The sequence below is a fragment of the Thermomonas sp. genome (genome assembly GCF_029945965.1).
Taxonomy (GTDB): Bacteria; Pseudomonadota; Gammaproteobacteria; order Xanthomonadales; family Xanthomonadaceae; genus Thermomonas.
On record NZ_JAQSDO010000020.1, the window covers coordinates 172,778 to 196,688 of the forward strand.

A 23,911-nucleotide genomic window follows, 5' to 3' on the forward strand; every position below is an offset into this window, starting at 1 on the left:
GGCTATACTCGGCCGATGGCCAATGAAGAACCCATCCTCGCGCGCGCCGCGAATGCGCTCACCGATTTCTTCCGGCTGTCGGCAGCCGGCGGCATCCTGCTGATCGCGGCGGCGGTGTTGGCATTGCTTTGCGCGAACTCGCCGCTGGAAGAGTTCTACGACGGCTTCCGCGAACTGCCGGTGGCAGTGCAGGTCGGCGACCTCCTGATCGCCAAACCCCTGCTGTTGTGGATCAACGACGGCCTGATGGCGGTGTTCTTCCTGCTGGTCGCACTGGAGATCAAGCGAGAAGCGCTCAGCGGCCAGCTGTCCAGCCGCGACCAGTTGATCCTGCCGCTGTTGTGCGCGGTGGCCGGGGTTGCGGTGCCGGCGGCGTTCTTCTGGTGGATCAACCGTGGCGATGCCACCGCGATGCAGGGTTGGGCGGTGCCGGCCGCCACCGATATCGCATTCGCACTCGGCATCCTGTCGTTGCTGGGATCACGGGTACCGCTCGGGATGAAGTTGCTGCTGTCGACGATTGCAGTGGTAGATGACTTGGCGGCGATCATCATCATCGCGCTGTTCTACACCAGCGACCTGTCGATGACGGCATTGGGCTGGGCAGGCGCGGCGATTGCCGGCATGTTCGTGCTCAACCGCCGCAAGGTCACCGCGCTGACGCCTTACCTGCTGCTCGGCGCGGTGGTGTGGGTATGCGTGCTGAAATCGGGTGTGCACGCCACTCTGGCAGGCGTCATCACTGGCTTGATGATCCCGCACTACGATCGCAGCGACGAGATCGACGACGCGGTCCAGCATTCGCCGCTGGTGACCCTGGAAAATGCGCTGCACCCCTGGGTTGCCTACCTGATCCTGCCGGTGTTCGCATTCGCCAACGCGGGTCTGGCGCTGGGTGACTTCGTGCCGGATGACGTATTGCAGCCGGTGCCGCTGGGCATCCTGTTCGGCCTGGTGCTGGGAAAACCAATAGGCGTAGTGGGCGCGGCGGTGTTGGCGAAGGCGACCGGCATCGCCCGCTATCCGGACGGCATGGATTTCCGTTCGATGCTGGGCCTTGGCCTGTTGTGCGGCGTCGGCTTCACCATGAGTCTTTTCATCGCCTCGCTGGCATTTTCCAACGATGGCAACCTGTTCCAGTTCGCGGTGCTCGGCGTGCTGTGCGCCTCCCTGGTGGCCGCGCTTTCCGGCTATCTGTGGCTGCGCGCCACGCTGCCCAAGGAGGCCGCAAGGGGCGCGGGTTAAACTGGGGCTTAGCCGAATAACGGGATCCATGATGCCCAACAACCTGCGTTGGCCGCGCACGCTGGCCTTCCTGCTTTGCCTTGTCGCCTGCTTGCCGGCGATGGCAGCGTCGCCGGTGGAGTTGCCAGCTGCCATCGATCTCACCACGCATTGGGCGGGTTATGCCGCCATCGCGATCTTCGCGCTGGCCTATATGTTCGTGATCGCCGAGGAGTTCACCCATCTGCGCAAATCGCAGCCGGTGATGCTGGCCGCGGGCGTGATCTGGGCCTTGCTGGCCATTGCCGCCGCGGGCATGGGCCAGTCCGACAGCATCCACGAGGCAGTAGGCGACTACCTGCTGGAATACGCTCAACTCCTGTTGTTCCTGCTGGCGGCGATGACTTACGTCAACGCGATGAGCGAACGTAACCTGTTCGAGGCCTTGCGCATGCGACTGCTGCAGCGCGGCCTGGGTTATCGAAAGCTGTTCTGGACCACCGGTGCGCTGGCGTTCTGCCTGTCTCCGGTCATCGACAACCTGACCACCGCGTTGGTGATGTGCGCGGTGGTGCTGGCGGTAGGTCGCGACAGTCCAAAGTTCGTGATGCTGGCCTGCATCAATATTGTCGTAGCCGCCAATGCCGGCGGCGCGTTCAGTCCGTTCGGCGACATCACCACGCTGATGGTGTGGCAGCGCGGCATCATTGATTTCTGGGGCTTCTTCCACCTGTTTCTGCCATCGCTGGTGAACTGGTTGGTACCGGCGGGGATCATGCATTTCGCGGTCGTCCGCGGCACGCCGCCCGTGCCCCGGGGCGATGTGCGGATCAAGCGCGGCGGTTGGGTGATCGTCGGCCTTTTCGTATTCACTGTGTTCCTGGCAGTGTGCTTCCACAACTTCCTTTACCTGCCGCCGTTCATGGGAATGATGACCGGCCTGGCGTTGCTGAAGCTCTATGGCTGGCACCTGACCCGCAAGGCCAATGCGATCCAGGCCGCCGAATACGAGCGCGTGGGCAGGCCAGGCGACGTAGATGCCTTCGACAGCTACGAGCAGGTCGCGCGCGCCGAATGGGACACGCTGCTGTTCTTCTTCGGCGTGATCATGTGCGTCGGCGCGCTGGGCTATTGCGGCTACCTGGCGCTGGCCTCGCAATGGTTCTATGGCGACCTCGGGCCAACTACCGCCAACGTGCTGATAGGCCTGCTGTCGGCGGTGCTCGACAATATCCCGATGATGGTCGCGGTGCTGCAGATGCACCCGCACATGGACGAGGGCCAGTGGCTGCTGGTGACCCTGACCGCCGGCGTCGGCGGCAGCCTGCTGTCGATCGGTTCCGCCGCAGGCGTGGCGCTGATGGGCCAGTCCAAGGGTAAATACACGTTCTTCGGCCACTTGCGTTGGACCTGGGCGATCGCGCTGGGCTATGCCGCAAGCATTGGCGTGCACCTGCTGATCAATGCGCGCTTCTTCACAGGTGCCGTGACCGCGGCGGGATGATGGCTCGATGAGGCCCCTTCAATGAAGACGGCGCTGGTATTCGGTGCGAGCGGGCAGATCGGCACGCCACTGCTCCGGCGCCTTAGCGCAGCCGGCTGGCAGGTGCTCGCGGTATCGCGCGACGTGCATGCTGATGCACCGGGTCGCCACTGGCTGCGCGGCGACCTCTGTAACGTCGAAGGCCTACCCGATGCAGTGGATGCGATCTTCAGCTGCGGTCCGCTCGACCAGTTCGCGCGCTGGCATGCCGAAGTATTGATTCGCGCACCGCGGGTGTTGGCGTTCGGTTCGACCAGCGCCAGCAGCAAGCATGACTCGGGTGATGCCGGTGAACGTGATCTCTCTCTTTGCCTGCTCGATGCCGAGGATTTGCTGTTTTCCACGGCGGAGATACACGGTGCCGCAGTCACCATTTTGCGTCCGACGCTGATCTATGGCGCCGGCCGCGACCAGACCCTGACCCGGATCGCAGGCATGGCGAGGCGTTGGGGCAGGTTCGTGTTGCCGCGTCGCGCCCACGGCCTGCGCCAGCCGGTACATGTGGACGACCTGGCCGATGCCGCGTGGGCGGCCTGCCAGTCCAGCGCCAGCCACGGCCGCAGCTATGACTTGCCCGGTGGCGAAACTCTTGCCTACCGCGTCATGGTGCAGCGCGTACTGGCTTGTCTGCAGCCAGCGCCGCGTCTGTTGGAATTGCCGATGCCGTTGTTTCGCGGCGTGCTTGCGGCTGCGCAGTTGCGCGGGATCGCCGTCGACTTCACGCCGGAGGCGCTAGCGCGGATGCGCCAGGACCTGGTGTTCGATAGCGAACCGGCGCGGCGTGACTTTGCGTATTCCCCGCGCATGTTCAAGCCGGATGCCAGCATGTTTGGCATAACGCGCGACTAGGCGCAGGCAGTCAGGCCGGCTCGGCCAGCGTGCGCGGCCTTACCTTCGCGCGCAGTGCAATCACCAGCACGCCGGCCAACACCATCGCGCCGCCAATCAACACGCGCGGCCCCGGGTGATCGCCCCAAAATGCGACGCCCAGCAGCATCGCGCCTACCGGCACCAGCAGCAACCACGGGGTGATCTGAGCGACTGGATGGCGTTGCACCAACCAGTAATACAGGCCGTGCCCGAGCAGTGAAGATGCATACGCAGCGAACGCCGCGCCTAGCCAAGCGACCCAACTTGCTTCGGGCAGATTGGCAATGGCACCCGGTTCCAGCCATGCACTGAGCAACAGCAGCGATGGCAGGCTGAACACCGCCATCCAGCCCTGTTGCGAATACACATCCAGCCCGCGCAGGCCTTTCATCAGGATCGTGCCGACCGCCAGCGCGAACGCGGAGGCCAGCATCGTAGCCAGCGCCACGGGATTACCCAGCACATGCGGATCCAGCCCCAGCACCAGCACGCCGAGGAAGCTGAGCGCGATCGCGGCGCAGGTGCGCCAGCCGACCTTTTCGCCCAGTAGCCACCAGGCCAGCACGGTGGTCATCGGCACGTAGCTTTGCAGCACGATGGCCGGCGAGGACAAGTCGCCAGCCAGCTTGAGCGCGGTGAAGCTCAGGCTGAAATGCACAACCCCAATACACAGGCTGACCGCGGCCAGGCGCGGCCATTGATCCGATGGCGGTTTCTTCATCAGGAACAACAGCGGCAGCAACAGCAGGCCGAAGCGCAGCGCTGTGAACAGCAGCGGCGGGATCTCGCGCAGGCCCAGTGCCGAGGTCAGGAAATTGATCGCCCATACCGCGACGATCACCAGCACCAGCGCCATGTCGCGCCCGCGTAGTGCAGGCGCGGCGCTCATCGAATCACCAGCTCAGGCCAAGCTTGCGATACAGCTTCGACAACACCCACGCCGGGCCAATCAAGAGGTATTTGAGGTCGGTAAAGAAGCTGGGTTTCTTGCCTTCCAGCAGCTTGCTATGGCCGATGAACTGCGCGATCCACGCCACCACGAACACCGCGAGTGCCGCGCGGAACAGCCCGGTCGTGCCGAGACTGTCATGCAGCCACCGGGTCAGCCAGGCCATCGCGACGAAGATCGCCAGCATGCCAAAGCCGATCGAGCGCGAGGCCCGGTAATAAAACATCCACGCGAGGAACATCGACAGGGCCGCCCACAGGCCGGGGCGGAACCAGCTGCCGGGCACCGGCACGCACCACAGCAGGGCGATCACGCTCCACAGGATCAACGGCACCGCAACCATGTGAATCGCCTGGTTGCCGCGGTTGCGGTGGTCGGCCGAGTAATGGGCGAACCAGCGGTCAATCGGGCGGTCGATAGTATGTTCGGGCGTGGCAGTCGACATGGCGTGTTCCTCAGTCAAGTCAGTCCAGGGTGTCAGTCCAGCGAGTCAGTCCAATGAAAGCCAGGCGAGTTTCGCCAGCGCTTCGGCGTACTTGGCGCGGGTGCGTTCGATCACGTCGGCAGGCAGGCGCGGGCCGGGCGCGGTCTTGTCCCAGTCGAGTGTCTCAAGATAATCGCGGACAAACTGCTTGTCGTAGCTCGGCGGGCTGCTGCCGACCTGGTATTGGTCCGCCGGCCACCAGCGCGAGGAATCCGGGGTCAGCATTTCGTCCATCACATACAGGTGGCCCTCGGCATCGGTGCCGAACTCGAACTTGGTGTCGGCCAGGATGATCCCGCGCTGCGCGGCGTAGTCGCGGGCGAAGGTGTACAGCGCCAGCGTCGCGTCGCGCACGGCTTCGGCCATCTCGCGTCCGACCAAGTCGATGGCGGTATCGAAGTCGATGTTTTCGTCGTGGTCGCCGACCGCGGCCTTTGTTGACGGGGTGAAGATCGGTTCCGGCAACTGCTGCGCCTGTTGCAAGTCCGCTGGCAGCGTGATGCCGCTGACAGCGCCGCTGCGCTGATAGTCCTTCCAGCCGCTGCCGATGATGTAACCGCGGGCGATGCATTCCACCGGCACCGGCTTGAGCTTCCTGGTCACCACCGAGCGCTGTGCATACAAGTCGGCATCGACGCCCGCCGGCAACACGCTGGCGACATCAATCCCGGTCAGGTGGTTGGCGATGATGTGTGCAGTCTTGTCAAACCAGAAATTGCTGATCTGGCAGAGCATCTCGCCTTTGCCCGGGATCGCGTCAGGCAGCACCACGTCGAACGCGGACAGGCGGTCGGTCGCGACCATGAGTAGCGTGTCGTTGCCGAGATCGAACACATCGCGGACCTTGCCGCGGTGGATCAGGTTCAGGCCCGGCAAATCGGACTGGAGCAGGGTGGTGGCCATGGCGCTTTGTGGCGTGGGAAAGCCGCCAGTTTACGGCGTGCCGCGGTGGCCGGTCTGTAGACGATCCCTAGTAGAATCGGCGCATGACACGCTGGTATGGAAAATTCTTCGGATTTATCGCGGGCTGGCTGCTGTTGCGGCATCCGGCTGGCGGCCTACTGGGCTTGTTGATCGGCCATGCCTTCGATGCCGACTGGCTTAGGTCCACCCGCGAGAACCCCTATCGCGTTTTTGGCCTGACCGCCGAGGCCAGCGATGCCGAAATCGACCTCGCCTATCGCCGGCTGATTTCGCAATACCACCCGGACAAGCTGGCCGGCGCCGCGACTGAATTGCAACGCCAGGCCGAGGTCAAGGCGCGGGATATCAACACCGCCTACGACCGCATCAAGACCAAACGAAAAGGATGAGACGCACAGGATGAGCACGCAAACCACAATCATCGCGCCGTCGATCCTGTCCGCCAATTTCGCGAAACTCGGCGAGGAAGTGGACAACGTGATCAAAGCGGGCGCGGACTGGGTGCATTTCGATGTGATGGACAACCATTACGTGCCAAACCTGACGATTGGTCCCCTGGTGTGCGAAGCCCTGCGCAAGCATGGCGTGACCGCGCCGATCGACGTGCACCTGATGGTCGAGCCAGTGGACCGGATCATCCCGGACTTCGCCAAGGCGGGCGCAACGCTCATCAGTTTTCATCCTGAAGCCAGCCGCCATGTGCATCGCAGCGTGCAGTTGATCAAGTCGCTGGGTTGCCAGGCCGGACTGGTGTTGAACCCGGCCACCCCGGTCGATGTGCTCGACTACATGCTGGACCAGATCGACCACGTGCTGTTGATGTCGGTCAATCCCGGGTTCGGCGGGCAGTCGTTCATCGCCTCAACGCTGGACAAGCTGCGCGTGGTGCGTGCGCGCATCGATGCCAGCGGCCGGCCGGTCCGGCTTGAAGTGGATGGTGGGGTCAAGCCGGACAACATCGGCGAGATCGCCCGTGCGGGTGCAGACACTTTCGTCGCCGGCAGTGCGATTTTCAGCCAGCCGGATTACGCCGATGTGATCCGCCGGATGAAGGCGGAAGTCGACGCTGCGCGTTGACGGTGCACCGGTAGAAGGTGGGCATGACGGCCGCGCCTGTATCGGTTCTTCACTGACGCACGCTAGCCTGTGGGCATGGCGACATCGGCACATTGGCGGTTGATCCTCAACGGCAAGTCCGCGGGCGGCGACGAACTGCGCGCAGCGGTTGCTGCGCTGCGTGGCACTGGGCTGCGGCTGGACGTGCGGGTCACCTGGGAAGCCGGGGATGTCGAACGCCAGGTCGCCGAAGCGATCATCGATGGCGTCGACACGCTTGTCGCGGCCGGTGGGGATGGAACATTGAACGGCGTTGCCTGGGCGCTCGCGCGTCGCGATGAGCCCGCTGATGTCCTGCCTGCATTGGGGCTGGTGCCGATGGGCACCGCCAACGACTTCGCCGTGGCGGCTCGGATCCCGGTGGGGCCGGGGGCCGCTCTGCAACTGGTCAGGCAGTCACCACCCCACCCAATCGATCTGTTGCGCATCCGCGCCGGCGATCACGAGCAATGGGCAGTCAACCTAGCAACGGGCGGCTTCGGGACCGAGGTGACCACCCATACTCGCGAATCGCTCAAGTCGATGCTGGGTGGATTGGCCTATGTGGTGTCCGGGCTTGGACAGTTGGGCCGGATCGAGCCGCAACATGCACGGATCACCGGGCCCGGCTTCGAATGGGAGGGCGAATTCATCGCCCTTGGCATCGGTAACGGCCGCCAGGCGGGAGGTGGCCAGGTGCTGTGTCCGGATGCGTGGATCGACGATGGCCTGCTGGACCTGACTGTCGTGCCGCCGCTGGATGGCGAGCTAGCGGAAACCCTCGGCACCGCCATGTTCGATGGCCGCGCAGCAGCACTCGAGCGCGTCGCGACTCGTGTGCAACTGCCGTGGCTGGACATCAGCGCGCCGCGTCCGCTGACGCTGAACCTGGACGGCGAACCACTGCAGGCCCTGGCCTTCCGGATCGACTGCGTGCGCGGGCGGCTGCGCATGCACCTGCCGGCCGATTGCCCGTTGCGCCGGAAGCCGGCTACAGTAGGCGCATGAACCCGGCGATTGACTCCGCAAAGCATGGTTGGCGATGGTGGCGTGGCCCTGCCGCCCCGATCGCCTGTATGCCCATGAAGGATGCTTCGCTTGATCACGCACGCCCAGTTCGACCAGCACACCGCTGACGGCCACACCCTGATCCCTGTCGTGCGCGAGGTCCTGTCGGATCTCGACACGCCACTGTCGGTGTACCTGAAACTCGCCGACGGCCCGCATACCTACCTGTTCGAGTCGGTCGAGGGCGGCGAGCGCTTCGGCCGCTACTCGATCATTGGCTTGCCGGCGCGGCGCGTGTACGAATTCCGCGGGCATATGCTTGCGGTACGCGAGCATGGCGAGGTCGTCGAAACTCGCGAGGTTGAAGATCCCCTTGCCGAAGTCGAGAACCTGCGCGCCGCGCACCGCGTGCCGCGCATCGACGGCCTTCCCGGTTTCAGTGGCGGCCTGGTTGGCTGGTTCGGCTTCGAATGTATCGAGTACATCGAGCCGCGCCTGCGCGCGAATACAAAGCCGGACGAGCTCAACACGCCCGACATCCTGCTGATGCTCAGCGACGAGCTGGCAGTGTTCGACAACCTCAAGGGCCGGCTCTACCTGATCGTGCATGCCGACCCACGCCAGCCACAGGCTTGGGCGCGCGCCAATCGGCGCCTGGATGCGCTGATCCATCGCCTGCGTAACGGCAGCGCACCGTATCCGGAAACTTTGGTGCCGGCAGCAATCGATGAATCCGATTTTCGATCCAGCTTCAGCCGCGAGCAGTACCACGACGTGGTGCGCAAGGCACAGGAGTACATCCTTGCCGGCGATATCTTCCAGGTGGTGCCGTCGCAGCGGCTATCGGTGGCGTTCAACGCGCGCCCGGTCGATGTATACCGCGCACTGCGCGCGCTGAACCCGTCGCCGTACATGTATTTCCTCGATACCGGCGCAACCCAGGTGGTCGGTTCTTCGCCAGAGATCCTCGCAAGGTTGCAGCACGATGCCGACGGACGCGGCACCGTGACTGTGCGCCCGATTGCTGGCACTCGCCCGCGCGGCAAGACTGTCGAGGAAGACCAGGCGCTGGAAGCCGAACTGCTGGCCGACCCGAAGGAACGCGCCGAGCACTTGATGCTGATCGACCTCGGCCGCAATGACGTGGGCCGCATCTGCGAACCGGGCAGCGTGCAGGTTGGCGAACAGTTCGGAATCGAACGCTACAGCCACGTCATGCACATCGTCAGCGAGGTCACCGGCACGCTGAAGAAGGGCCTGAACTATTCAGACGTGCTGCGTGCCACGTTCCCCGCTGGCACCGTCAGTGGCGCGCCGAAGATCCGCGCGCTTGAAATCATTCGCGAACTGGAACCGGTCAAGCGCAACGTATACTCCGGCGCGGTCGGCTACATCGGCTGGCATGGCGATGCCGATACCGCGATTGCAATCCGTACTGCAGTCATCCAGGACGGCCGCCTGCACGTGCAGGCCGGCGGCGGCGTGGTCTATGACTCGGACCCGGATGCCGAATGGCAGGAAACCATGAACAAGAGCCGCGCGCTGTTCCGCGCGGTGGCCGAAGCGGCGAAGGGTCTTTGACATGCTCCTGATGCTGGATAACTACGACAGCTTCACCTTCAACCTCGTGCAGTACCTGCAGATGCTGGGCGCGGATGTGCGGGTGGAGCGCAATGACGCGCTGACGGTGGACGACGTCGAGAAACTTGCACCCGATCGCATCGTGATTTCGCCGGGACCGTGCACGCCGAACGAGGCGGGTATCTCGGTCGAGCTGATCAAGCGGCTGGGTGCGCGCATCCCGATCCTGGGTGTGTGCCTGGGGCATCAGGGCATCGGCCAGGCCTATGGTGGCGACGTGATCCGTGCCGGCAAGATCATGCACGGCAAGACCTCGCGCATCCGCCACGAAGGCAAGGGCGTGTTCGCCGGCTTGCCGGACGGCTACGAAGCCACCCGCTACCACTCGTTGGTCGTGGACAAGACTACGTTGCCCGATTGCCTGGAAGTGACCGCATGGACCGAGAACGCGGATGGCAGCTTCGAAGAGATAATGGGCCTGCGTCATCGCGAGCATCCGGTACAGGGCGTGCAGTTCCATCCGGAATCGATCCTGACCCAGCATGGCCATGCGCTGCTGAAGAATTTCCTGGTGTGCTGAACCTGTAGGTGCGCCGTTTACGGCGCGTTGGGCATCCCTGAAAAATCCAATCGCGCCGTAAACGGCGCTCCTAAATGAGAGGATTCATACCCATGAGCCCCCAGGAAGCCCTGCAACGCACGATCGAGCATCGCGAGATCTTCTTCGACGAAATGGTCGAGTTGATGCGGCAGATCATGCGTGGCGAAGTCAGCCCGGCGATGACCGCGGCGATCCTGACCGGCTTGCGGGTCAAGAAGGAAACCGTGGACGAGATCGCGGCGGCAGCCAGCGTGTTGCGTGAGTTCTCGCGGCCGGTCGAAGTTGAGGATCGCACCCATCTGGTCGACATCGTCGGCACCGGTGGCGATGGCGCGCATACCTTCAATATTTCCACCGCGTCGATGTTCGTGGCGGCGGCGGGAGGGGCGAAGGTTGCCAAGCATGGCAACCGCAGCGTGTCCTCCAAATCCGGCAGCGCCGACGTGCTGGAAGCGTTGGGCGCGAACATCGAGCTGCAGCCGGAACAGGTCTCGGCCTGCATCGAACAGTGCGGCATCGGCTTCATGTTCGCGCCGGTGCATCACCCGGCGATGAAGATGGTGGCGCCGGTGCGCAAGGAAATGGGCGTGCGCACGCTGTTCAACATCCTCGGTCCGCTGACCAATCCGGCTGGCGCCCCGAACATCCTGATGGGCGTATTCCATCCTGACCTGGTCGGCATCCAGGTGCGCGTGCTGCAGGAACTGGGCGCCGAGCGCGCGCTGGTGGTCTGGGGCCGCGACGGCATGGACGAACTGTCGCTGGGCGCCGGCACCCTGGTCGGTGAACTGCGCGACGGCAAGGTCCGCGAGTACGAACTGCATCCGGAGGATTTCGGCATCCCGATGGCGCATAGCCGCAACTTGCGAGTGTCCGATCCCAAGCAATCGATGGCGATGCTGTTCGAGGCGCTGGACGACCACGACGGCCTGCCGCGCAAGATCGTGGCCTACAACGCTGGTGCGGCGCTGTATGTAAGCGGCGTGGCCGACACCATTGGCGAGGGCATCGAACTGGCGCGGAAGACCATCGCCTCCGGCGCGGCGCGGGCCAAGCTCGACGAATTCGTATTGGCCACTCAAGCACTGGCTGGCGCTTGACGCCCTGTCGCGGCCATCGCACGCTGCAAAGATGACCGCAAAACCACTACTCCTGCTTCGCAACGCCGACGTGTACTCCCCGGATGCACTTGGCATCCGCCATGTGCTGCTGGGCGGCGGCAAGATCCTGTGGATGGGCGAAGACCTGCCGGCCATGCCGGCGGCGCTCGGCGTAGAAGACATCGATCTCGAAGGCGCGCGCCTGATCCCGGGTCTGGTCGATGGCCATGTGCATGTCAGCGGCGGCGGCGGCGAGGCCGGCTTCGCTACCCGCGTGCCGGCGCCCTTGTTGTCTCGCTATACATCCGCGGGCGTGACCACTGTCATCGGCCTGCTGGGCACCGACGATGCATCGCGCGGCACCGCCGAATTGCTGGCGCACATCTATGCGTTGCGCGAGCAGGGCATGAGCGCTTGGGGTTATTGCGGCGGGTATCACGTGCCGCCGACCACCTTGACCGGCAGCGTGCGCGGCGACATCGCCTTCGCCGAGCCACTCATCGGCATCGGCGAACTGGCGATCAGCGATCACCGCTCCAGCCAGCCGACGTTGGACGAATTGCTGCGGCTGGCGTCGGAAGCGCATGTGTCCGGCCTGATGACCGGCAAGGCCGGCGTCATCCACCTGCATATCGGCGATGGCGTACGCGGGCTGGACCTGATCAGGCAGGCATTGGATGGCAGCGAGCTGCCGCCACGGGTGTTCCAGCCGACCCACATCAACCGGCGCAAGGCGCTGTTCGAAGAAGCCCTCGATCTCGCCAGGCGCGGCTGCCATGTCGACATCACCGCGTTCCCGGTCGAGGAGGGCGAAGACGCCTGGCCCGCGGCCGAGGCGCTGCTCCGCTACCTGGACAGCGGCGCGCCGCCGGAAAAGGTCAGCATCAGTTCCGATGCCGGCGGTTGCCTGCCCTGTTTCGATGCCGATGGCCGGGTCTGCGGGATGGACGTGGGCCATTCCGGCGCCCTACTCGAAACCTTGAGCGAACTGCTGGCGCGCGGCCTGCCGCTGGCGCGTGCACTGCCGGCCTTCACAAGTAACCCGGCGAACCTGTTGCGGTTGGCTGGCAAGGGGCGAATAGAGATTGGCGCCGATGCCGACTTGGTCGCGCTGGACGTCGAAAGTGCGGTGCATCACGTTTGGATGGGCGGCGTTGCCCATGTCGTAGCGGGTGAGCCCGTGCGCCGTGGTATGTTCGAGCGTTAATCGAAAAATCGGCCCGGAGCCTTTCACGTATGTGTCCTAGCAGGATCCCCGACGGCGAGCAGCGGGGTTGGATCATTCCCATCGGTGGGGCTGAGGACAAGGAAAGCCGGCGCCGGATCCTCAAGCGATTCGTGGAGATCAGCGGTGGGCGTGACGCGCGGATCGCGGTCATCCCCACGGCCAGCAAGTTGGCCGACACCGGCAGCCGCTACGTGGATCTTTTCGACCGACTGGAAGCAGGCAGCGCCACCAGCCTTGAGATCAACACGCGCGAGGATTGCGAGCGCGACGATGTGCTGCGTACGCTTGAAGACGCGACCGGGGTGTTCTTCACTGGTGGCAACCAGCTGCGGATTTCCACGATTATCGGCGGCACCAGCGCAGCCAAGGCGATCCGCACCGCCAACGCGCGCGGTGTGCATGTGGCCGGCACCAGTGCCGGTGCCAGCATCCTGTCGGAACACATGATCGCGTTCGGCAAGGAAGGCAGTTCGCCGCGCGGCGGCAGCGTGCGGCTTGCGCCTGGCCTGGGGCTGACCAACCGCTTCATTATCGATCAGCATTTTCGCCAGCGTGATCGCCTCGGCCGGCTGGTCGCCGCGCTTGCCTACAACCCATTCGCGATCGGCATCGGACTGGACGAGGACACCGCCGCCTTCATCGGCCCGGACAACACCCTGGAAGTCGAGGGTAGCGGCGCGATTACCGTGGTCGATGCCGGCGGCCTCACTTTTTCCTCGATGGCCGAAGCCCGCCTGACCGAAGGCGTATGCCTGCTCGGCCTGACCGTGCACATCCTGGTCGCGGGGGCTACCTTCAACCTGCACACGCGCCAGGCCTCGCCGGGCGCACTGCAGGCGGACAAGAGCTGAACACGCACCAGATACATCGCACCGACCAAAGAGATCACGGCAACTTGAAAAATTGAGCGGAGGGCTCGATGCGCATCCTGAATCGCAATGTCTATGTCGGGCCCTCGCAGTACGCGAAGTTCCCGGTGATCCGCCTGGAACTCGACCTCGCTGAGCTTGAACAGTGGCCGACCGCAAAACTCGGCACCGGCTTCATCGATGCGCTGGTTGCGGCGTTGCCCGGGCTGGCTGACCACGGCTGCTCGTATCGCGAACCCGGCGGCTTCATCCGGCGCATGCGTGAGGATGGCGGCACCTGGCTGGGCCACGTGCTTGAACACGCCGCCATCGAACTGCAGAACATCGCCGGTGAGGACGTCAGCTTCGGCCGCACCCGCAGCATTTCCGACGACCGCCCCGGTGTGTATTCGGTGGTGTACGAATACACCCAGCGCGAGGAAGGCATCGCTGCTGGCGAACTCGCGCTGAAGCTGCTCGACTCGCTACTACCTGCTGAACTACGCACGGCCACCGACGAGGCATGGGACTGGGCCAGCGAGCGCGACGGTTTCATCCGTTACGCGCAGCGTCGTGCGCTTGGTCCATCCACCGCGTCGCTTGTACGCGCCGCCGAGGACCGCGGGATTCCGTGGTTGCGGCTGAATCAGCAATCGCTGGTGCAGCTTGGGCACGGCAAATACCAGCAGCGCATCCAGGCCACGATCACCGGCCGCACGCCGCATATCGCAGTGGAACTCGCCAGCGACAAGGAAGAGACCAACAAGATCCTGGGCTCGCTCGGCCTGCCGGTGCCGCGGCAAGTGCTGGTCAACAGCCAGACCGATGCGTTGAAGGCCGCGCGCAAGCTGGCTGGGCCAGTCGTGCTCAAGCCTTATAACGGCAACCATGGCCGCGGCATCACCATCAATATCACTGGCGAGGACGAGATCCGCGCTGCGTTTGATGCCGCATGCGAGCATTCGCGCTCGGTGATCGTCGAGACGTTCCAGGTCGGCGACGACCACCGCCTGCTGGTGGTCAATGGCGAACTGATCGCCGCGACCAAGCGCACGCCCGGCCACGTGATCGGCGACGGTAAATCAACGGTGACGCAGCTGCTCGATGTAGTGAACAGCGACCCGCGCCGCGGCGTTGGCCACGAAAAGGTGCTGACCCGGATCGAGCTCGACCGCGAAGCCAACATGATGTTGGAACGCGTCGGCATGACTGCCGAGTCAGTGCCGGCCAAAGGCGACGTCGTCTACCTGCGCTCCACTGCCAACCTGTCCACCGGCGGCACCGCCACTGACGTCACAGACATCATCCATCCCGACAACCGCGACATGGCGGTACGCGCGGTGCGTGCGATCGGGCTTGACGTGGGCGGCGTGGATTTCATCACGCCGAATATTGCCGAGAGCTACAAGGCGATCGGCGGCGCGATCTGCGAGGTCAATGCCGCGCCAGGCTTCCGCATGCACATCGCGCCCAGCGAAGGCACGCCGCGCGATGCGGCGGCGCCCGTGATCGACATGCTGTTCCCGCCGGGCACGCCGTCGCGAGTGCCCATTGCTGCGGTGACCGGCACCAATGGCAAGACCACCACCGCGCGCATGCTCGCGCACATCGCCAAGATGGCCGGCTACACGCCAGGCCTGACCACTACTGACGGCGTCTACATCGACGGCCAGCGAACGGTCGAAGGCGACATGACCGGTCCGGTGTCTGCGCGGATGGTATTGAGCGATCCGCAGATTGATTTGGCCGTGCTGGAAACTGCGCGCGGTGGACTGTTGCGTGCCGGCATGGGCGTGCCCGAGGTCGATGTTGGCGCAGTGATCAATGTCGCCTCTGACCACCTCGGCCTGAAGGGTATCGACACCCTGGAGCAACTGGCCGAGATCAAACGCATCGTGGTCGAGGTCGCGCGCGATTGCGCGGTACTCAATGCCGATGACCCCAACGTACTGAAGATGTCGGCCTACACCGATGCTGCAGTGATCTGCTACGTGACCATGAACCCGTCACACCCGTTGGTGCGCGAGCATATCCGCGCCGGTGGCCGCGCCTGCGCGCTGGAGGCCGGCATCAACGGCCACATGATCACCCTGTACGACAAGGGCAGCCACATCCCGCTGATGTGGACCCACCTGATCCCGGCAACACTCGAGGGCCGCGCCCTGCACAACGTGCAGAACGCGATGATCGCCGCGGCCATGGCGTTTTCGCTGGGGATCAAGCTGGACGCGATCCGCCACGGCCTGCGCACCTTCGACACCACCTTCTTCCAGGCCCCGGGCCGGATGAACGTGTACAGCGAGCATCCGTTCAAGGTGCTGATGGATTACGGCCACAACGCGCACGCGGTCGGGGTCATGGCGGAACTCGCCCAGCGGCTGGACGTCAGCGGTCGCCGCATCGTGGTGCTGGCCGGTCCGGGTGATCGCCGCGACGAAGACCTGCGTGCGATTGCCGAGGCCGTGGCCGGCAAGTTCGATCACTACATCTGTCGTCGCGACGACGGCCTGCGTGGCCGCGACGGCGACGAAGTGCCGCGGATCATGGCCAGGGCGCTGCAGGCGGCGGGCGTGGTCGAGGACGCGATCAGTCAGATTCCAGATGAACAGCTGGCCGTGGACGCGGCGCTGAGGATGGGCAGCACCGGCGACCTGGTGCTGGTGTTCGCCGATGCACTGACCCGTACCTGGAAACAGATCATCCGCTTCACGCCCGATGGCGACATGCCAAGGGCGACGCCACGCACGGAAATCCCCGAATTGCAGACATCAATGGACGAGCGTCTGGTGGCGGCGATGGAAGGCGTGGTCCGCGACGAGCGAGGCTTGAGCTTCGAGCGTGAGGAAAGCGATTGAGCACGGGGGTGGACGCACCATTCGAGGAGTCGCGCCGGCTGACCGGCAGCAATCTGTATTTCGACGGCCCCGGCGCTGCGCTCGAAACCGCGCGTGGCGTGGCCATCGATGCGGCGCTGTTGCAGCGTTGGCGCGACAACATCACGCGCCTTCGCAACGCGTTGGGTTGGGCCGATGGCGCAGTGCTCGTGCGCACGCACCGTAGTGGCGCCTCGCTGGCGTTCGCCGCACCAATCGATCAGCTGTATACCGCAGCCGAAGCCAACGAATGGGCGTTGTATTCAGCGCTTGGATTGCGTGCCGACGACATGCTGGCCGATGACGAAAGCGAGCTGCCACGCGCGCACGTTGCGCATTTCGATGACGGCAAGGCGCTTATTCAGTTGCACGCACTCGCCCAAGCCGAAGCCAAGCCCGCCTTGATTGCATTGCTGGATGCGGCGCAGGCGCGCGGCATCCCCGCGCATGCTGACGACGATGAAGTATCGATCGGTGAGGGCCAGCACGCGCAGGTGTGGGTGTTGCCTGAGTTGCCCGAGTTGGAAGCGGTGCCGTGGGATACGCTGCGTGCCATCCCGAAAGCGGTGGTCACCGGTTCCAACGGCAAGACCACCAGCGTGCGCTTGCTCGCTTCAATGCTGCGCGCGCATGGCCTGACGCCTGGCTACAGCAGCACCGACGGCCTGATGGTGGACGGTGAGTGCATCGATGCCGGCGACTACTCCGGCCCGGTCGGTGCGCGCACCGTGCTACGCCATCCGCGCGTACAGGCGGCGGTGCTGGAAACCGCACGCGGCGGCTTGTTGCGGCGTGGCCTGGTCGCGCGCGATGCCCGCATCGCGCTGGTCACCAATGTCAGCGCCGATCATTTCGGCGAGTACGGCATCCATACGCTGGACGACATCGCTGCGGTCAAGCTGACCGTGGCCAAGTCACTGGCCGACGACGGCGTGCTGGTGGTCAATGCCGATGATGCGGTGTTGATGCATGGCGCCACAGCATTGCACGCGCGCCATCGCATCGCCTGCTTCGCGATGATGTTCGAAACTGCACGCGCGGCATCGGACGGGCTTGCGTGTGGCGTCGACGAAGGACGTCTGCTGTTGGCCGATGGCGATGCCATGCACGACCTTGGCGATGTCATCGAGATGCCGCTGACTCTGCGTGGTAGCGCGGGCTACAACATCGCCAACATCGCCGGCGCATCGCTGGCGGCGTACGCGCTTGGCATCATGCCGACCGAAATCGCCAGCGTGCTGGCGCGCTTCGGTAACGACAGTCGTGACAACCCGGGTCGCCTGCAGCAGTGGCGCTTCGGTGAGGATGCGCATGCGTTGCGCGTCCTGCTCGATTACGCACACAACCCGGATGGCTTGCGCGGACTGTTGCAGGTTGCGCAAGGGCAGCGCGGGCATGGCCGCTTGGCGCTGATCCTGGGCCAGGCCGGCAATCGCGGTGACGAGGATATCCGTGCGCTCGCCGACGTCGCTGCCGATGCGCGGCCAGAGAGGGTGTGGCTGAAGGACATCGGCGGCGAATACCTGCGCGGACGGCCACCGGGCGAGATCGCCGCGATCCTGTTTGCTGCCCTGCGTTCGCGCGGGATGGCTGCAGAAGCATTGCCAGTGTGCCTGGATGAAGCCGAGGCCTCGCGCGAAGCGTTGGCCTGGGCACGTGCCGGTGACACCCTGGTGTTGCCGGTCCATGAGCTCTCCGCTCGCGACGCCGTAGTAGCGCTGCTGGAGCGCCTGCACAGTGAAGGCTGGCAACCCGGCCAGCGCCTGCCGGAGCCGCCAGAGCTTGTGAGGGCGCCCGGGTAGAATGGCGCTCCCCTGCAAACGCTATCGCAACCAAAACCACCCATGCATGACATCCTCAAGCGCATCCTCGCTCGCAAGGCCGAAGAAGTCGCCGAACGCAGTGCGCGCTTGCCGCTCACCGAGTTGCAGGCACGGACCGCCGATGCCTCGCCGCCGCGTGGCTTCGCCGATGCCATTGCAGCGCGTCTTGCGCGTGGCGAGTCCGCGGTCATCGCCGAGGTCAAGAAGGCCAGCCCGTCGAAGGGCGTTATCCGTGCCGATTTCGACCCGGCCGCGATTGCGCGTAGTTATGAAATTGGCGGTGCGGCCTGCTTATCGGTGCTGACCGATGTCGATTTTTTCCAGGGCAGCGACGCCTACCTGCAACAGGCGCGTGCGGCCTGCACACTGCCGGTGCTGCGCAAGGATTTCGTGGTCGATGCCTATCAGCTGCATGAGGCGCGCCTGCTCGGTGCGGATTGCGTGCTGCTGATCGTCGCCGCACTGGACGATGGCCAGTTGTCCGAATTCGCCTTCATCGCCGATCAACTCGGCATGGATGTGCTTGTCGAGGTGCACGACCTGGAGGAACTCGAACGCAGCCTGTCGATACCGGCGCGCCTGATGGGCATCAACAACCGCAACCTGCGCACGTTCGAGGTATCGCTGGACAATACGCTCGCACTCAAGGACATGGTACCGAACGACCGCGTGCTGGTCACCGAAAGCGGCATCCTCGCCACGGCCGATGTCGCACTGATGCGCGCGGCCGGGGTCAACGCATTCCTGGTCGGCGAGGCGTTCATGCGTGCACCGGATCCGGGTAGCGCCTTGCACCAGCTGTTCGCCGCATGACGAGTCGCTTTCCCGTCATCAGTCCAGATGCGCCACTGGTGGTGTTCGACTTCGACCACACCCTGTACGACGGTGACTCCGGCAGCCATCTGTTCAAGTGGCTGATCGAGCGCGCGTGGTGGCGGCGCCTGCTTGCATTGCTGATCGCGCCCATCGCCGGGCCGATGGTGGCGTGGTTGCCAACCCGGCGTTCGGGCATTTCCGCCTTCGTCTGGGTCGGCACGATTGGTTTGCATCGATCACGCGACCTGGATTCCATGATCGACGAGTACGTCACGCTGCACGCCAGCAGCATCCGTTCGCGCCTGCTGCCGGTCGCGTTGAAGGTGCTGTATCGGCATCGCGAAGCCGGCGACCGGGTCGTAGTCGCAACCGGCGCGCCGCCGGAACTGGCGCGCGCAATCCTGGCCTTCGTTGCGCACGAGGACGTGCCGGTGGTCGGCACTCTGGTCGGCCCGAAATTCGGCGCAGTCGGCGCGATTCGTCATTGCCACAGCCACATGAAGATGATCATGTTGCGCGACGCCGGTTACACCCAACCGGTGGCGATTGCGTATTCCGACAGCAGCGCCGACCTGCCGCTGCTACATGCCGCGCAATGGCCCGTCGTGGTCAATCCGAAAGCCTCTCGTGTCGCTATGTTCCACCGCGTGTTGCCGGCTGGCACGCCGATTCTCAATTGGGGATGCCCGGATCGTGGTGGCACTGCTGTGTAGAGCGGGTCTTGACCCGCTTGCTGGACTAATCCGATGATTTTGCAGCGGGTCAAGACCCGCTCTACAAGAGATCACGTGGTTTTTTGCAGCATCGCTCTACGCCGTTTTGCAGGGGTGGGTCTTGACCCGCCCTACGCAGCGCCCAGCTGCTTGACGAAGCGAACCGAACTGTCCTTGTAGCCGCAGGCGCGATAGAACGCGTGTGCCTCGGTGCGTTGCGAGCCGCTGGTCAGTTCGATGCGCGAAGCGCCGCCGGCGCGCGCGCGGCGTTCGACTTCCTTCAGCAGTTGCCGGCCGATGCCGAGTCCCTGCGCGGTCGGCGTGACCACCAGTGCGGTGACCCGGCAAGTGGTGGTGCCCAAGGGCAGGTAGTACATGAAATCCAGTGCGATCAGCCCGCACACCGCGCCGTCGCGGCGCGCCACCACCAGCACCTGGCGGTCGTTGCCGGCGATCACATTGATGCGTTCGACCGCCTCGTCGAGATCACAGGGATAGCCCATTTCGCACAGCAGGCTGGCGACGTCATCGGCATCGGCGTGCACCGCGTTGCGCAGGTCGGTGCCCAGTGGGTAATGGCCGGTCAAGAATGCGCGGCTCACGTCAGTGCCGTCGCCTCAGCGGGTGCCATAGACCACGACAGTCTTGCCGCGTGCATGCAGCTTGCCGTCTTCCTGCAACTTCTTCAGCACGCGTCCGGCCATCTCGCGCGAGCAACCGACCAGTCGCGCCAGCTCCTGCCGCGAGACCCGCAACTGGGTGCCATCCGGGTGGCTCATCGCCTCCGGTTCGCGGGCCAGGTCGAACAGGGTGCGGTAGATGCGGTCGCTGACGTCCAGGAACGCCAGGTGCCCGGCCTTGCGGCTGGTGTACAGCAGCCGCTGACTGATCTGTGCGCCGATCGAGTACAGCAGCCGTGCGGCATCGTTGGTTTGCGTGGTCAGCAATCCCTGCAGGCGCTCGTAGCTGATTTCGGCAAGTTCGCAGGCAGTGCGGGTACGCAGGGCCACACCGCGACGTTCGGTTTCCACGAACAGGCCCATCTCGCCGACGAACTCGCCCGGACCGATGTAGCCCAGCACCAGTTCGCGTCCGTCTTCCTCGCCCGCAATAATGCTGACCGAGCCCGACAGGATGTAATACAGGGTCACAGCCGGGTCGCCAGGACGGAACACATCGGTACGCGCCGGATAGCGGCGCCGGTGGCAATGGGCAATGAAGCGCTCGATCGTCGCTGCGTCCGCATCCAGCGGACTGGGGGCTTTCGCAAGCGCCGGTTTGGCGAAGGTGGAACTGTCGGCAAGACTTTGTGCAAGGCGATGTGGCATGTGGCGGAGCTTAGGCCGAACCGCGGCCTCCGGCAAACTCCGTTACAAGCACCGTCGACACGCCGGTTCGCGCTTTGCCGCATAATCGCGGGCCTGTCGTGTTTCCGGAACTGCCCGAAGTGGTCAAGCCTTTGCCGCGCCTGAAGCTCCAGGGCTTCAACAATCTCACCAAGTCGCTCTCATTCAACATCTACGACGTGTGCTATGCCGCGTCGGAGGACGAGCGTCGCCGCTACATCGAGTACATCGACGAGGAATACAACGCCGATCGGCTCACCCAGATCCTCACCGACGTGGCGGAGATCATCGGCGCGAACATCCTCAACATCGCGCGCCAGGACTACGATCCGCAGGGCGCCTCGGTGACGATACTGATCTCCGAGCAGCCGGTGATCGACAGGGCCGATGCCAAGGGTGTGATTTCCGATGCAGTAGTCGCGCATTTGGACAAATCACACATCACCGTGCACACCTATCCGGAAACCCATCCGGACAACGGCATCGCGACCTTCCGCGCAGACATCGACGTGTCCACCTGCGGTGTGATTTCGCCGCTGAAAGCGCTGAACTACCTGATCGAATCGCTGGAATCAGACATCGTGGTGATGGACTATCGCGTTCGCGGCTTCACCCGCGACGTGAAGGGCCGCAAGCATTTCATCGACCACAAGATCAATTCGATCCAGGATTACCTGGCGAAGAACATCAAGGCGCGCTACGAGATGCTCGACGTCAACGTGTACCAGGAGAGCCTGTTCCACACCAAGATGCACATGAAGGATTTCGACCTCGACACCTACCTGTTCGAGGAAAAGGCGAAGAACCTGTCGTTCAAGGAGCGCATGAAGATCGAAACGCGCCTGCGTCGCGAGATCGAGGAGCTGTACCAGGGGCGCAACCTGATCGAGTGATGCCGATTTTCAGGTGACTGCGAAAAAGCCGGCATTGCCGGCTTTTTCTTTTGCGGATTTGTATCCGTGCGTCAGCCAACGCCAACGCGCGCGTGCATGCCCAGCGCGCCGGCGACGAGTTGCATCGCTTCCTCGTCGCGCTCGCGGATGATCCAGCCTGCAAGTTGATACTCGCCGGTTTCCACCGTCCACAGGCTGTAATGGCGTGCGCGCAATTGCGTGTAGGCCGAGTGCAGCAAATCGGCAGGATCCTGGACTTCGTCGGACTCGTCATCGTCGAGTCCCCATTCGATGCGCAGCTGCCAGCGCGACACCAGCTCGTCCACCGCTTCCATAAGCGCCTGTGCGTCGTCCTCATGCACGCAGAAGCCGGCCTTCCAGTCGATAGCTTCGCGCAGCAACGCGACGGGATCGGCGCTTTCGCCCTGGTCTTCGAGTGCCTGCCGGAAGTTGGCAAATTGCTCCTGCGCGGCATCTTCGTCGTCGGGATTGACCAGCATCAGGAATTGCCATGCCACCACTTCCAGCGCGGCCTCGTCATCCAGGCCGACCTGTGCATGGAAGGCATGGTCGAAATTGTCGTCGGGGTCGTATTCGTGCGCGGCCATCGGGCGCCTCGTCGTGTCCAAGCGCGCAGGATACGTTGCCCGTGGCGTGAGCATCGGCCAAACGTCGCCATGCGCTGCTGCACGTAGAATGTGCCACCGTCGATCCGGCCGCTGGCCAGGAACTGCCCATGGCCGCCAAGGCCACTATTCTCAAGGCCGAGCTGCAGGTCACCGACCTCGACCGCCATTACTACGCCAGCCACGCACTGACCCTGGCGCAGCATCCGTCCGAAACCGACGCGCGCTTGTTGGTGCGCCTGCTGGCGTTCGCGCTGTATGCCGATGAGCGGCTGGAGTTTGGCCGAGGCCTGAGCGACGAGGATGAGCCGGCGCTATGGCGGCGCGACTACACCGGTGCGATTGAACAATGGATAGAACTTGGCCAGCCCGACGAAACCCGGCTGCGCAAGGCCAGTGCACGCGCCCAACATGTTGTGGTGATCGGTTATGGCGGTCAGGCCGCCGAGGCCTGGTGGAAGCGCAATGGCTCGACGCTGGCGCGGTTGCGCAACCTGAGCGTGTTCGAATTCAGTGACGATGAGATCTCTGCCGCAACCGAACTGCTGGGCCGCGGGATGCGAGTGACCGCGATGATCCAGGATGGCGAGCTGCAACTGATGGATGCCGAACGCAGCATCACCTTGCAGCCGCGCTGGCGCATGCGCGATGGCGTCGCCATCGCCGCCTGACGCAGGCTCAGACCCGGTAAGCCACCGTCTTCATCAGTTTCGATGCGGCCGCCATCAGGCTCGGGATCGGTGCCGGCAACACCTTCGCGCCCGCGGCCTGCGCATGTTCGGCGTGGCGGGCCTCATCGGCCTGCATCACGCGCAGGATCGCGCGGCTGCGCTGGTCGGCTTCCGGCAACGACTGCAGGTGCTCGCCGATATGCGCCTCGACCTGGCGCTCGGTCTCGACCACGAAGCCCAGGTTCCAGCCATCGCCGCGCAGGCCGGCAAGGGCGCCGATCGCATAGCTGCCGGCATACCACAGCGGATTGAGCAGGCTGGGCCGGCTGTCCAGTTCACGCAGGCGGTCGCCGCACCAGGCCAGATGGTCGGTTTCTTCCTGCGCGGCGGCCAGCAGCTGGTCGCGGGTCGCTGGATCGCGGGCAACCGCGGCTTGGCCGATGTAGAGCGCTTGCGCGCAGACTTCGCCGACATGGTTGATCCGCATCAGGCCCGCGGCGTGACGGCGTTCGGCATCGTCCAGGACCACGTCGGCCTCGGCCCGGCCCGGGTTGGGGCGTTCGGCGCGAACGCCGCCCAGTACGGTCGATAAAGCGTTCTGCGCCGAATCCAGCAGGCGGTCGAGGGGGCCCAGCGTGCGTGTATTGGTCATGCGGCATTCTAGGCAGGCCCGTGCTCCATTGCTGAAGTTGCGC

24 protein-coding genes are annotated in these 23,911 nt (G+C 64.4%); 17 read left to right on the forward strand and 7 right to left on the reverse strand.

The genetic code is table 11. The features are described from left to right. Positions 1 to 15: 15 nt before the first annotated feature. The 3 genes from nhaA to PSV05_RS13500 are packed head-to-tail and all read left to right on the forward strand — an operon-like array spanning position 16 to position 3,616. The gene (nhaA, locus tag PSV05_RS13490; protein ID WP_300066133.1) at positions 16 to 1,245 is read left to right on the forward strand and encodes a Na+/H+ antiporter NhaA; all 1,230 of its coding nucleotides are present in this window, start codon (positions 16 to 18) and stop codon (positions 1,243 to 1,245) included. Positions 1,246 to 1,276: 31 nt separating this feature from the next. Further along, the gene (gene nhaD, locus PSV05_RS13495) at positions 1,277 to 2,728 is read left to right on the forward strand and encodes a sodium:proton antiporter NhaD (RefSeq protein ID WP_300066136.1); all 1,452 of its coding nucleotides are present in this window, start codon (positions 1,277 to 1,279) and stop codon (positions 2,726 to 2,728) included. A 21-nt stretch (positions 2,729 to 2,749) separates the two neighbouring features. After that, positions 2,750 to 3,616 carry an NAD-dependent epimerase/dehydratase family protein gene (locus PSV05_RS13500; protein ID WP_300066139.1) on the forward strand — a complete coding sequence of 289 codons (867 nt, stop codon included), beginning with the start codon at positions 2,750 to 2,752 and terminating at the stop codon, positions 3,614 to 3,616. A gap of 10 nt (positions 3,617 to 3,626) precedes the next feature. On the opposite strand, the gene PSV05_RS13505 is transcribed toward PSV05_RS13500, so the two are convergent. Genes PSV05_RS13505 through PSV05_RS13515 form a run of 3 tightly spaced genes read right to left on the reverse strand, consistent with a single transcriptional unit; the run spans position 3,627 to position 5,973 of the window. Continuing rightward, complete coding sequence (locus tag PSV05_RS13505) at positions 3,627 to 4,526, reverse strand: DMT family transporter (RefSeq protein WP_300066142.1); 900 nt, start codon at positions 4,524 to 4,526, stop codon at positions 3,627 to 3,629. Positions 4,527 to 4,530: 4 nt separating this feature from the next. Then, on the reverse strand, positions 4,531 to 5,031 hold the full coding sequence (locus tag PSV05_RS13510; protein WP_300066144.1) for an Mpo1-like protein: 501 nt from the start codon (positions 5,029 to 5,031) through the stop codon (positions 4,531 to 4,533). A gap of 45 nt (positions 5,032 to 5,076) precedes the next feature. Continuing rightward, positions 5,077 to 5,973, reverse strand: coding sequence for a phosphoribosylaminoimidazolesuccinocarboxamide synthase (locus PSV05_RS13515; RefSeq protein WP_300066148.1), 897 nt, complete (start codon positions 5,971 to 5,973; stop codon positions 5,077 to 5,079). Between the two features lie 83 nt (positions 5,974 to 6,056). Here PSV05_RS13515 and PSV05_RS13520 point away from each other — a divergent pair, with 83 nt between their 5' ends. From PSV05_RS13520 to PSV05_RS13575, 12 genes are all read left to right on the forward strand, one after another. Continuing rightward, positions 6,057 to 6,383 (forward strand): DnaJ domain-containing protein, encoded by a 327-nt coding sequence (locus PSV05_RS13520; protein WP_300066151.1) that lies wholly within the window; start codon positions 6,057 to 6,059, stop codon positions 6,381 to 6,383. A 10-nt stretch (positions 6,384 to 6,393) separates the two neighbouring features. Next, complete coding sequence (rpe, locus tag PSV05_RS13525) at positions 6,394 to 7,071, forward strand: ribulose-phosphate 3-epimerase (protein ID WP_300066154.1); 678 nt, start codon at positions 6,394 to 6,396, stop codon at positions 7,069 to 7,071. A gap of 75 nt (positions 7,072 to 7,146) precedes the next feature. After that, positions 7,147 to 8,097: a lipid kinase YegS gene (yegS, locus tag PSV05_RS13530; RefSeq protein ID WP_300066157.1), complete on the forward strand. Its 951-nt coding sequence runs from the start codon at positions 7,147 to 7,149 to the stop codon at positions 8,095 to 8,097. 90 nt (positions 8,098 to 8,187) lie between these two features. Then, complete coding sequence (gene trpE / locus PSV05_RS13535) at positions 8,188 to 9,678, forward strand: anthranilate synthase component I (protein WP_300066159.1); 1,491 nt, start codon at positions 8,188 to 8,190, stop codon at positions 9,676 to 9,678. 1 nt (position 9,679) lies between these two features. After that, on the forward strand, positions 9,680 to 10,258 hold the full coding sequence (locus tag PSV05_RS13540) for an aminodeoxychorismate/anthranilate synthase component II (protein ID WP_300066162.1): 579 nt from the start codon (positions 9,680 to 9,682) through the stop codon (positions 10,256 to 10,258). 86 nt (positions 10,259 to 10,344) lie between these two features. Further along, complete coding sequence (trpD, locus tag PSV05_RS13545) at positions 10,345 to 11,379, forward strand: anthranilate phosphoribosyltransferase (protein ID WP_300066995.1); 1,035 nt, start codon at positions 10,345 to 10,347, stop codon at positions 11,377 to 11,379. Positions 11,380 to 11,410: 31 nt separating this feature from the next. Then, a complete protein-coding gene (gene iadA, locus PSV05_RS13550) occupies positions 11,411 to 12,586 on the forward strand; it encodes a beta-aspartyl-peptidase (RefSeq protein ID WP_300066165.1) in 1,176 nt (391 codons plus the stop codon). Positions 12,587 to 12,615: 29 nt separating this feature from the next. Then, positions 12,616 to 13,458: a cyanophycinase gene (locus PSV05_RS13555; protein ID WP_300066167.1), complete on the forward strand. Its 843-nt coding sequence runs from the start codon at positions 12,616 to 12,618 to the stop codon at positions 13,456 to 13,458. Between the two features lie 68 nt (positions 13,459 to 13,526). Next, positions 13,527 to 16,310, forward strand: a complete 2,784-nt coding sequence (gene cphA, locus PSV05_RS13560; protein ID WP_300066170.1) for a cyanophycin synthetase — start codon at positions 13,527 to 13,529, stop codon at positions 16,308 to 16,310. Beyond that, positions 16,307 to 18,130 carry a Mur ligase family protein gene (locus tag PSV05_RS13565; RefSeq protein ID WP_300066173.1) on the forward strand — a complete coding sequence of 608 codons (1,824 nt, stop codon included), beginning with the start codon at positions 16,307 to 16,309 and terminating at the stop codon, positions 18,128 to 18,130. The genes cphA and PSV05_RS13565 overlap by 4 nt, the downstream gene beginning before the upstream one ends. Before the next feature lie 42 nt (positions 18,131 to 18,172). Beyond that, on the forward strand, positions 18,173 to 18,964 hold the full coding sequence (trpC, locus tag PSV05_RS13570) for an indole-3-glycerol phosphate synthase TrpC (RefSeq protein ID WP_300066176.1): 792 nt from the start codon (positions 18,173 to 18,175) through the stop codon (positions 18,962 to 18,964). Continuing rightward, the gene (locus PSV05_RS13575; RefSeq protein ID WP_300066179.1) at positions 18,961 to 19,680 is read left to right on the forward strand and encodes a haloacid dehalogenase-like hydrolase; all 720 of its coding nucleotides are present in this window, start codon (positions 18,961 to 18,963) and stop codon (positions 19,678 to 19,680) included. Before trpC ends, PSV05_RS13575 begins: the two co-directional genes overlap by 4 nt. A 131-nt stretch (positions 19,681 to 19,811) precedes the next feature. On the opposite strand, the gene PSV05_RS13580 is transcribed toward PSV05_RS13575, so the two are convergent. After that, positions 19,812 to 20,282, reverse strand: a complete 471-nt coding sequence (locus PSV05_RS13580) for a GNAT family N-acetyltransferase (RefSeq protein ID WP_300066182.1) — start codon at positions 20,280 to 20,282, stop codon at positions 19,812 to 19,814. 15 nt (positions 20,283 to 20,297) lie between these two features. Further along, on the reverse strand, positions 20,298 to 21,008 hold the full coding sequence (gene crp, locus PSV05_RS13585; protein ID WP_300066185.1) for a cAMP-activated global transcriptional regulator CRP: 711 nt from the start codon (positions 21,006 to 21,008) through the stop codon (positions 20,298 to 20,300). A 119-nt stretch (positions 21,009 to 21,127) separates the two neighbouring features. On the opposite strand from crp, the gene speD reads away from it, so the two are divergent. Then, complete coding sequence (speD, locus tag PSV05_RS13590; protein ID WP_300066998.1) at positions 21,128 to 21,919, forward strand: adenosylmethionine decarboxylase; 792 nt, start codon at positions 21,128 to 21,130, stop codon at positions 21,917 to 21,919. A 71-nt stretch (positions 21,920 to 21,990) separates the two neighbouring features. Here speD and PSV05_RS13595 read toward each other — a convergent pair whose 3' ends face one another. Beyond that, the gene (locus PSV05_RS13595) at positions 21,991 to 22,527 is read right to left on the reverse strand and encodes a hypothetical protein (protein WP_300066188.1); all 537 of its coding nucleotides are present in this window, start codon (positions 22,525 to 22,527) and stop codon (positions 21,991 to 21,993) included. Between the two features lie 128 nt (positions 22,528 to 22,655). On the opposite strand from PSV05_RS13595, the gene PSV05_RS13600 reads away from it, so the two are divergent. Continuing rightward, a complete protein-coding gene (locus tag PSV05_RS13600) occupies positions 22,656 to 23,216 on the forward strand; it encodes a YaeQ family protein (protein ID WP_300066191.1) in 561 nt (186 codons plus the stop codon). Positions 23,217 to 23,223: 7 nt separating this feature from the next. Here PSV05_RS13600 and coq7 read toward each other — a convergent pair whose 3' ends face one another. After that, entirely contained in the window at positions 23,224 to 23,868 is a 645-nt protein-coding gene (coq7, locus tag PSV05_RS13605; RefSeq protein ID WP_300066194.1) for a 2-polyprenyl-3-methyl-6-methoxy-1,4-benzoquinone monooxygenase, read from the reverse strand. Between the last annotated feature and the right edge of the window lie 43 nt (positions 23,869 to 23,911).

What these genes read in the sequence shown, in the direction of transcription:
- crp (WP_300066185.1), bottom strand. Translation starts at nt 21,008, where the DNA reads ATGCCACATCGCCTTGCACAAAGTCTTGCCGACAGTTCCACCTTCGCC.
- PSV05_RS13595 (WP_300066188.1), bottom strand. Translation starts at nt 22,527, where the DNA reads ATGGCCGCGCACGAATACGACCCCGACGACAATTTCGACCATGCCTTC.
- PSV05_RS13575 (WP_300066179.1), top strand. Translation starts at nt 18,961, where the DNA reads ATGACGAGTCGCTTTCCCGTCATCAGTCCAGATGCGCCACTGGTGGTG.
- PSV05_RS13540 (WP_300066162.1), top strand. Translation starts at nt 9,680, where the DNA reads ATGCTCCTGATGCTGGATAACTACGACAGCTTCACCTTCAACCTCGTG.
- PSV05_RS13500 (WP_300066139.1), top strand. Translation starts at nt 2,750, where the DNA reads ATGAAGACGGCGCTGGTATTCGGTGCGAGCGGGCAGATCGGCACGCCA.
- cphA (WP_300066170.1), top strand. Translation starts at nt 13,527, where the DNA reads ATGCGCATCCTGAATCGCAATGTCTATGTCGGGCCCTCGCAGTACGCG.
- PSV05_RS13600 (WP_300066191.1), top strand. Translation starts at nt 22,656, where the DNA reads ATGGCCGCCAAGGCCACTATTCTCAAGGCCGAGCTGCAGGTCACCGAC.
- coq7 (WP_300066194.1), bottom strand. Translation starts at nt 23,868, where the DNA reads ATGACCAATACACGCACGCTGGGCCCCCTCGACCGCCTGCTGGATTCG.
- yegS (WP_300066157.1), top strand. Translation starts at nt 7,147, where the DNA reads ATGGCGACATCGGCACATTGGCGGTTGATCCTCAACGGCAAGTCCGCG.
- iadA (WP_300066165.1), top strand. Translation starts at nt 11,411, where the DNA reads ATGACCGCAAAACCACTACTCCTGCTTCGCAACGCCGACGTGTACTCC.
- PSV05_RS13520 (WP_300066151.1), top strand. Translation starts at nt 6,057, where the DNA reads ATGACACGCTGGTATGGAAAATTCTTCGGATTTATCGCGGGCTGGCTG.
- PSV05_RS13510 (WP_300066144.1), bottom strand. Translation starts at nt 5,031, where the DNA reads ATGTCGACTGCCACGCCCGAACATACTATCGACCGCCCGATTGACCGC.
- PSV05_RS13505 (WP_300066142.1), bottom strand. Translation starts at nt 4,526, where the DNA reads ATGAGCGCCGCGCCTGCACTACGCGGGCGCGACATGGCGCTGGTGCTG.
- PSV05_RS13555 (WP_300066167.1), top strand. Translation starts at nt 12,616, where the DNA reads ATGTGTCCTAGCAGGATCCCCGACGGCGAGCAGCGGGGTTGGATCATT.
- nhaD (WP_300066136.1), top strand. Translation starts at nt 1,277, where the DNA reads ATGCCCAACAACCTGCGTTGGCCGCGCACGCTGGCCTTCCTGCTTTGC.
- rpe (WP_300066154.1), top strand. Translation starts at nt 6,394, where the DNA reads ATGAGCACGCAAACCACAATCATCGCGCCGTCGATCCTGTCCGCCAAT.
- PSV05_RS13515 (WP_300066148.1), bottom strand. Translation starts at nt 5,973, where the DNA reads ATGGCCACCACCCTGCTCCAGTCCGATTTGCCGGGCCTGAACCTGATC.
- nhaA (WP_300066133.1), top strand. Translation starts at nt 16, where the DNA reads ATGGCCAATGAAGAACCCATCCTCGCGCGCGCCGCGAATGCGCTCACC.
- trpC (WP_300066176.1), top strand. Translation starts at nt 18,173, where the DNA reads ATGCATGACATCCTCAAGCGCATCCTCGCTCGCAAGGCCGAAGAAGTC.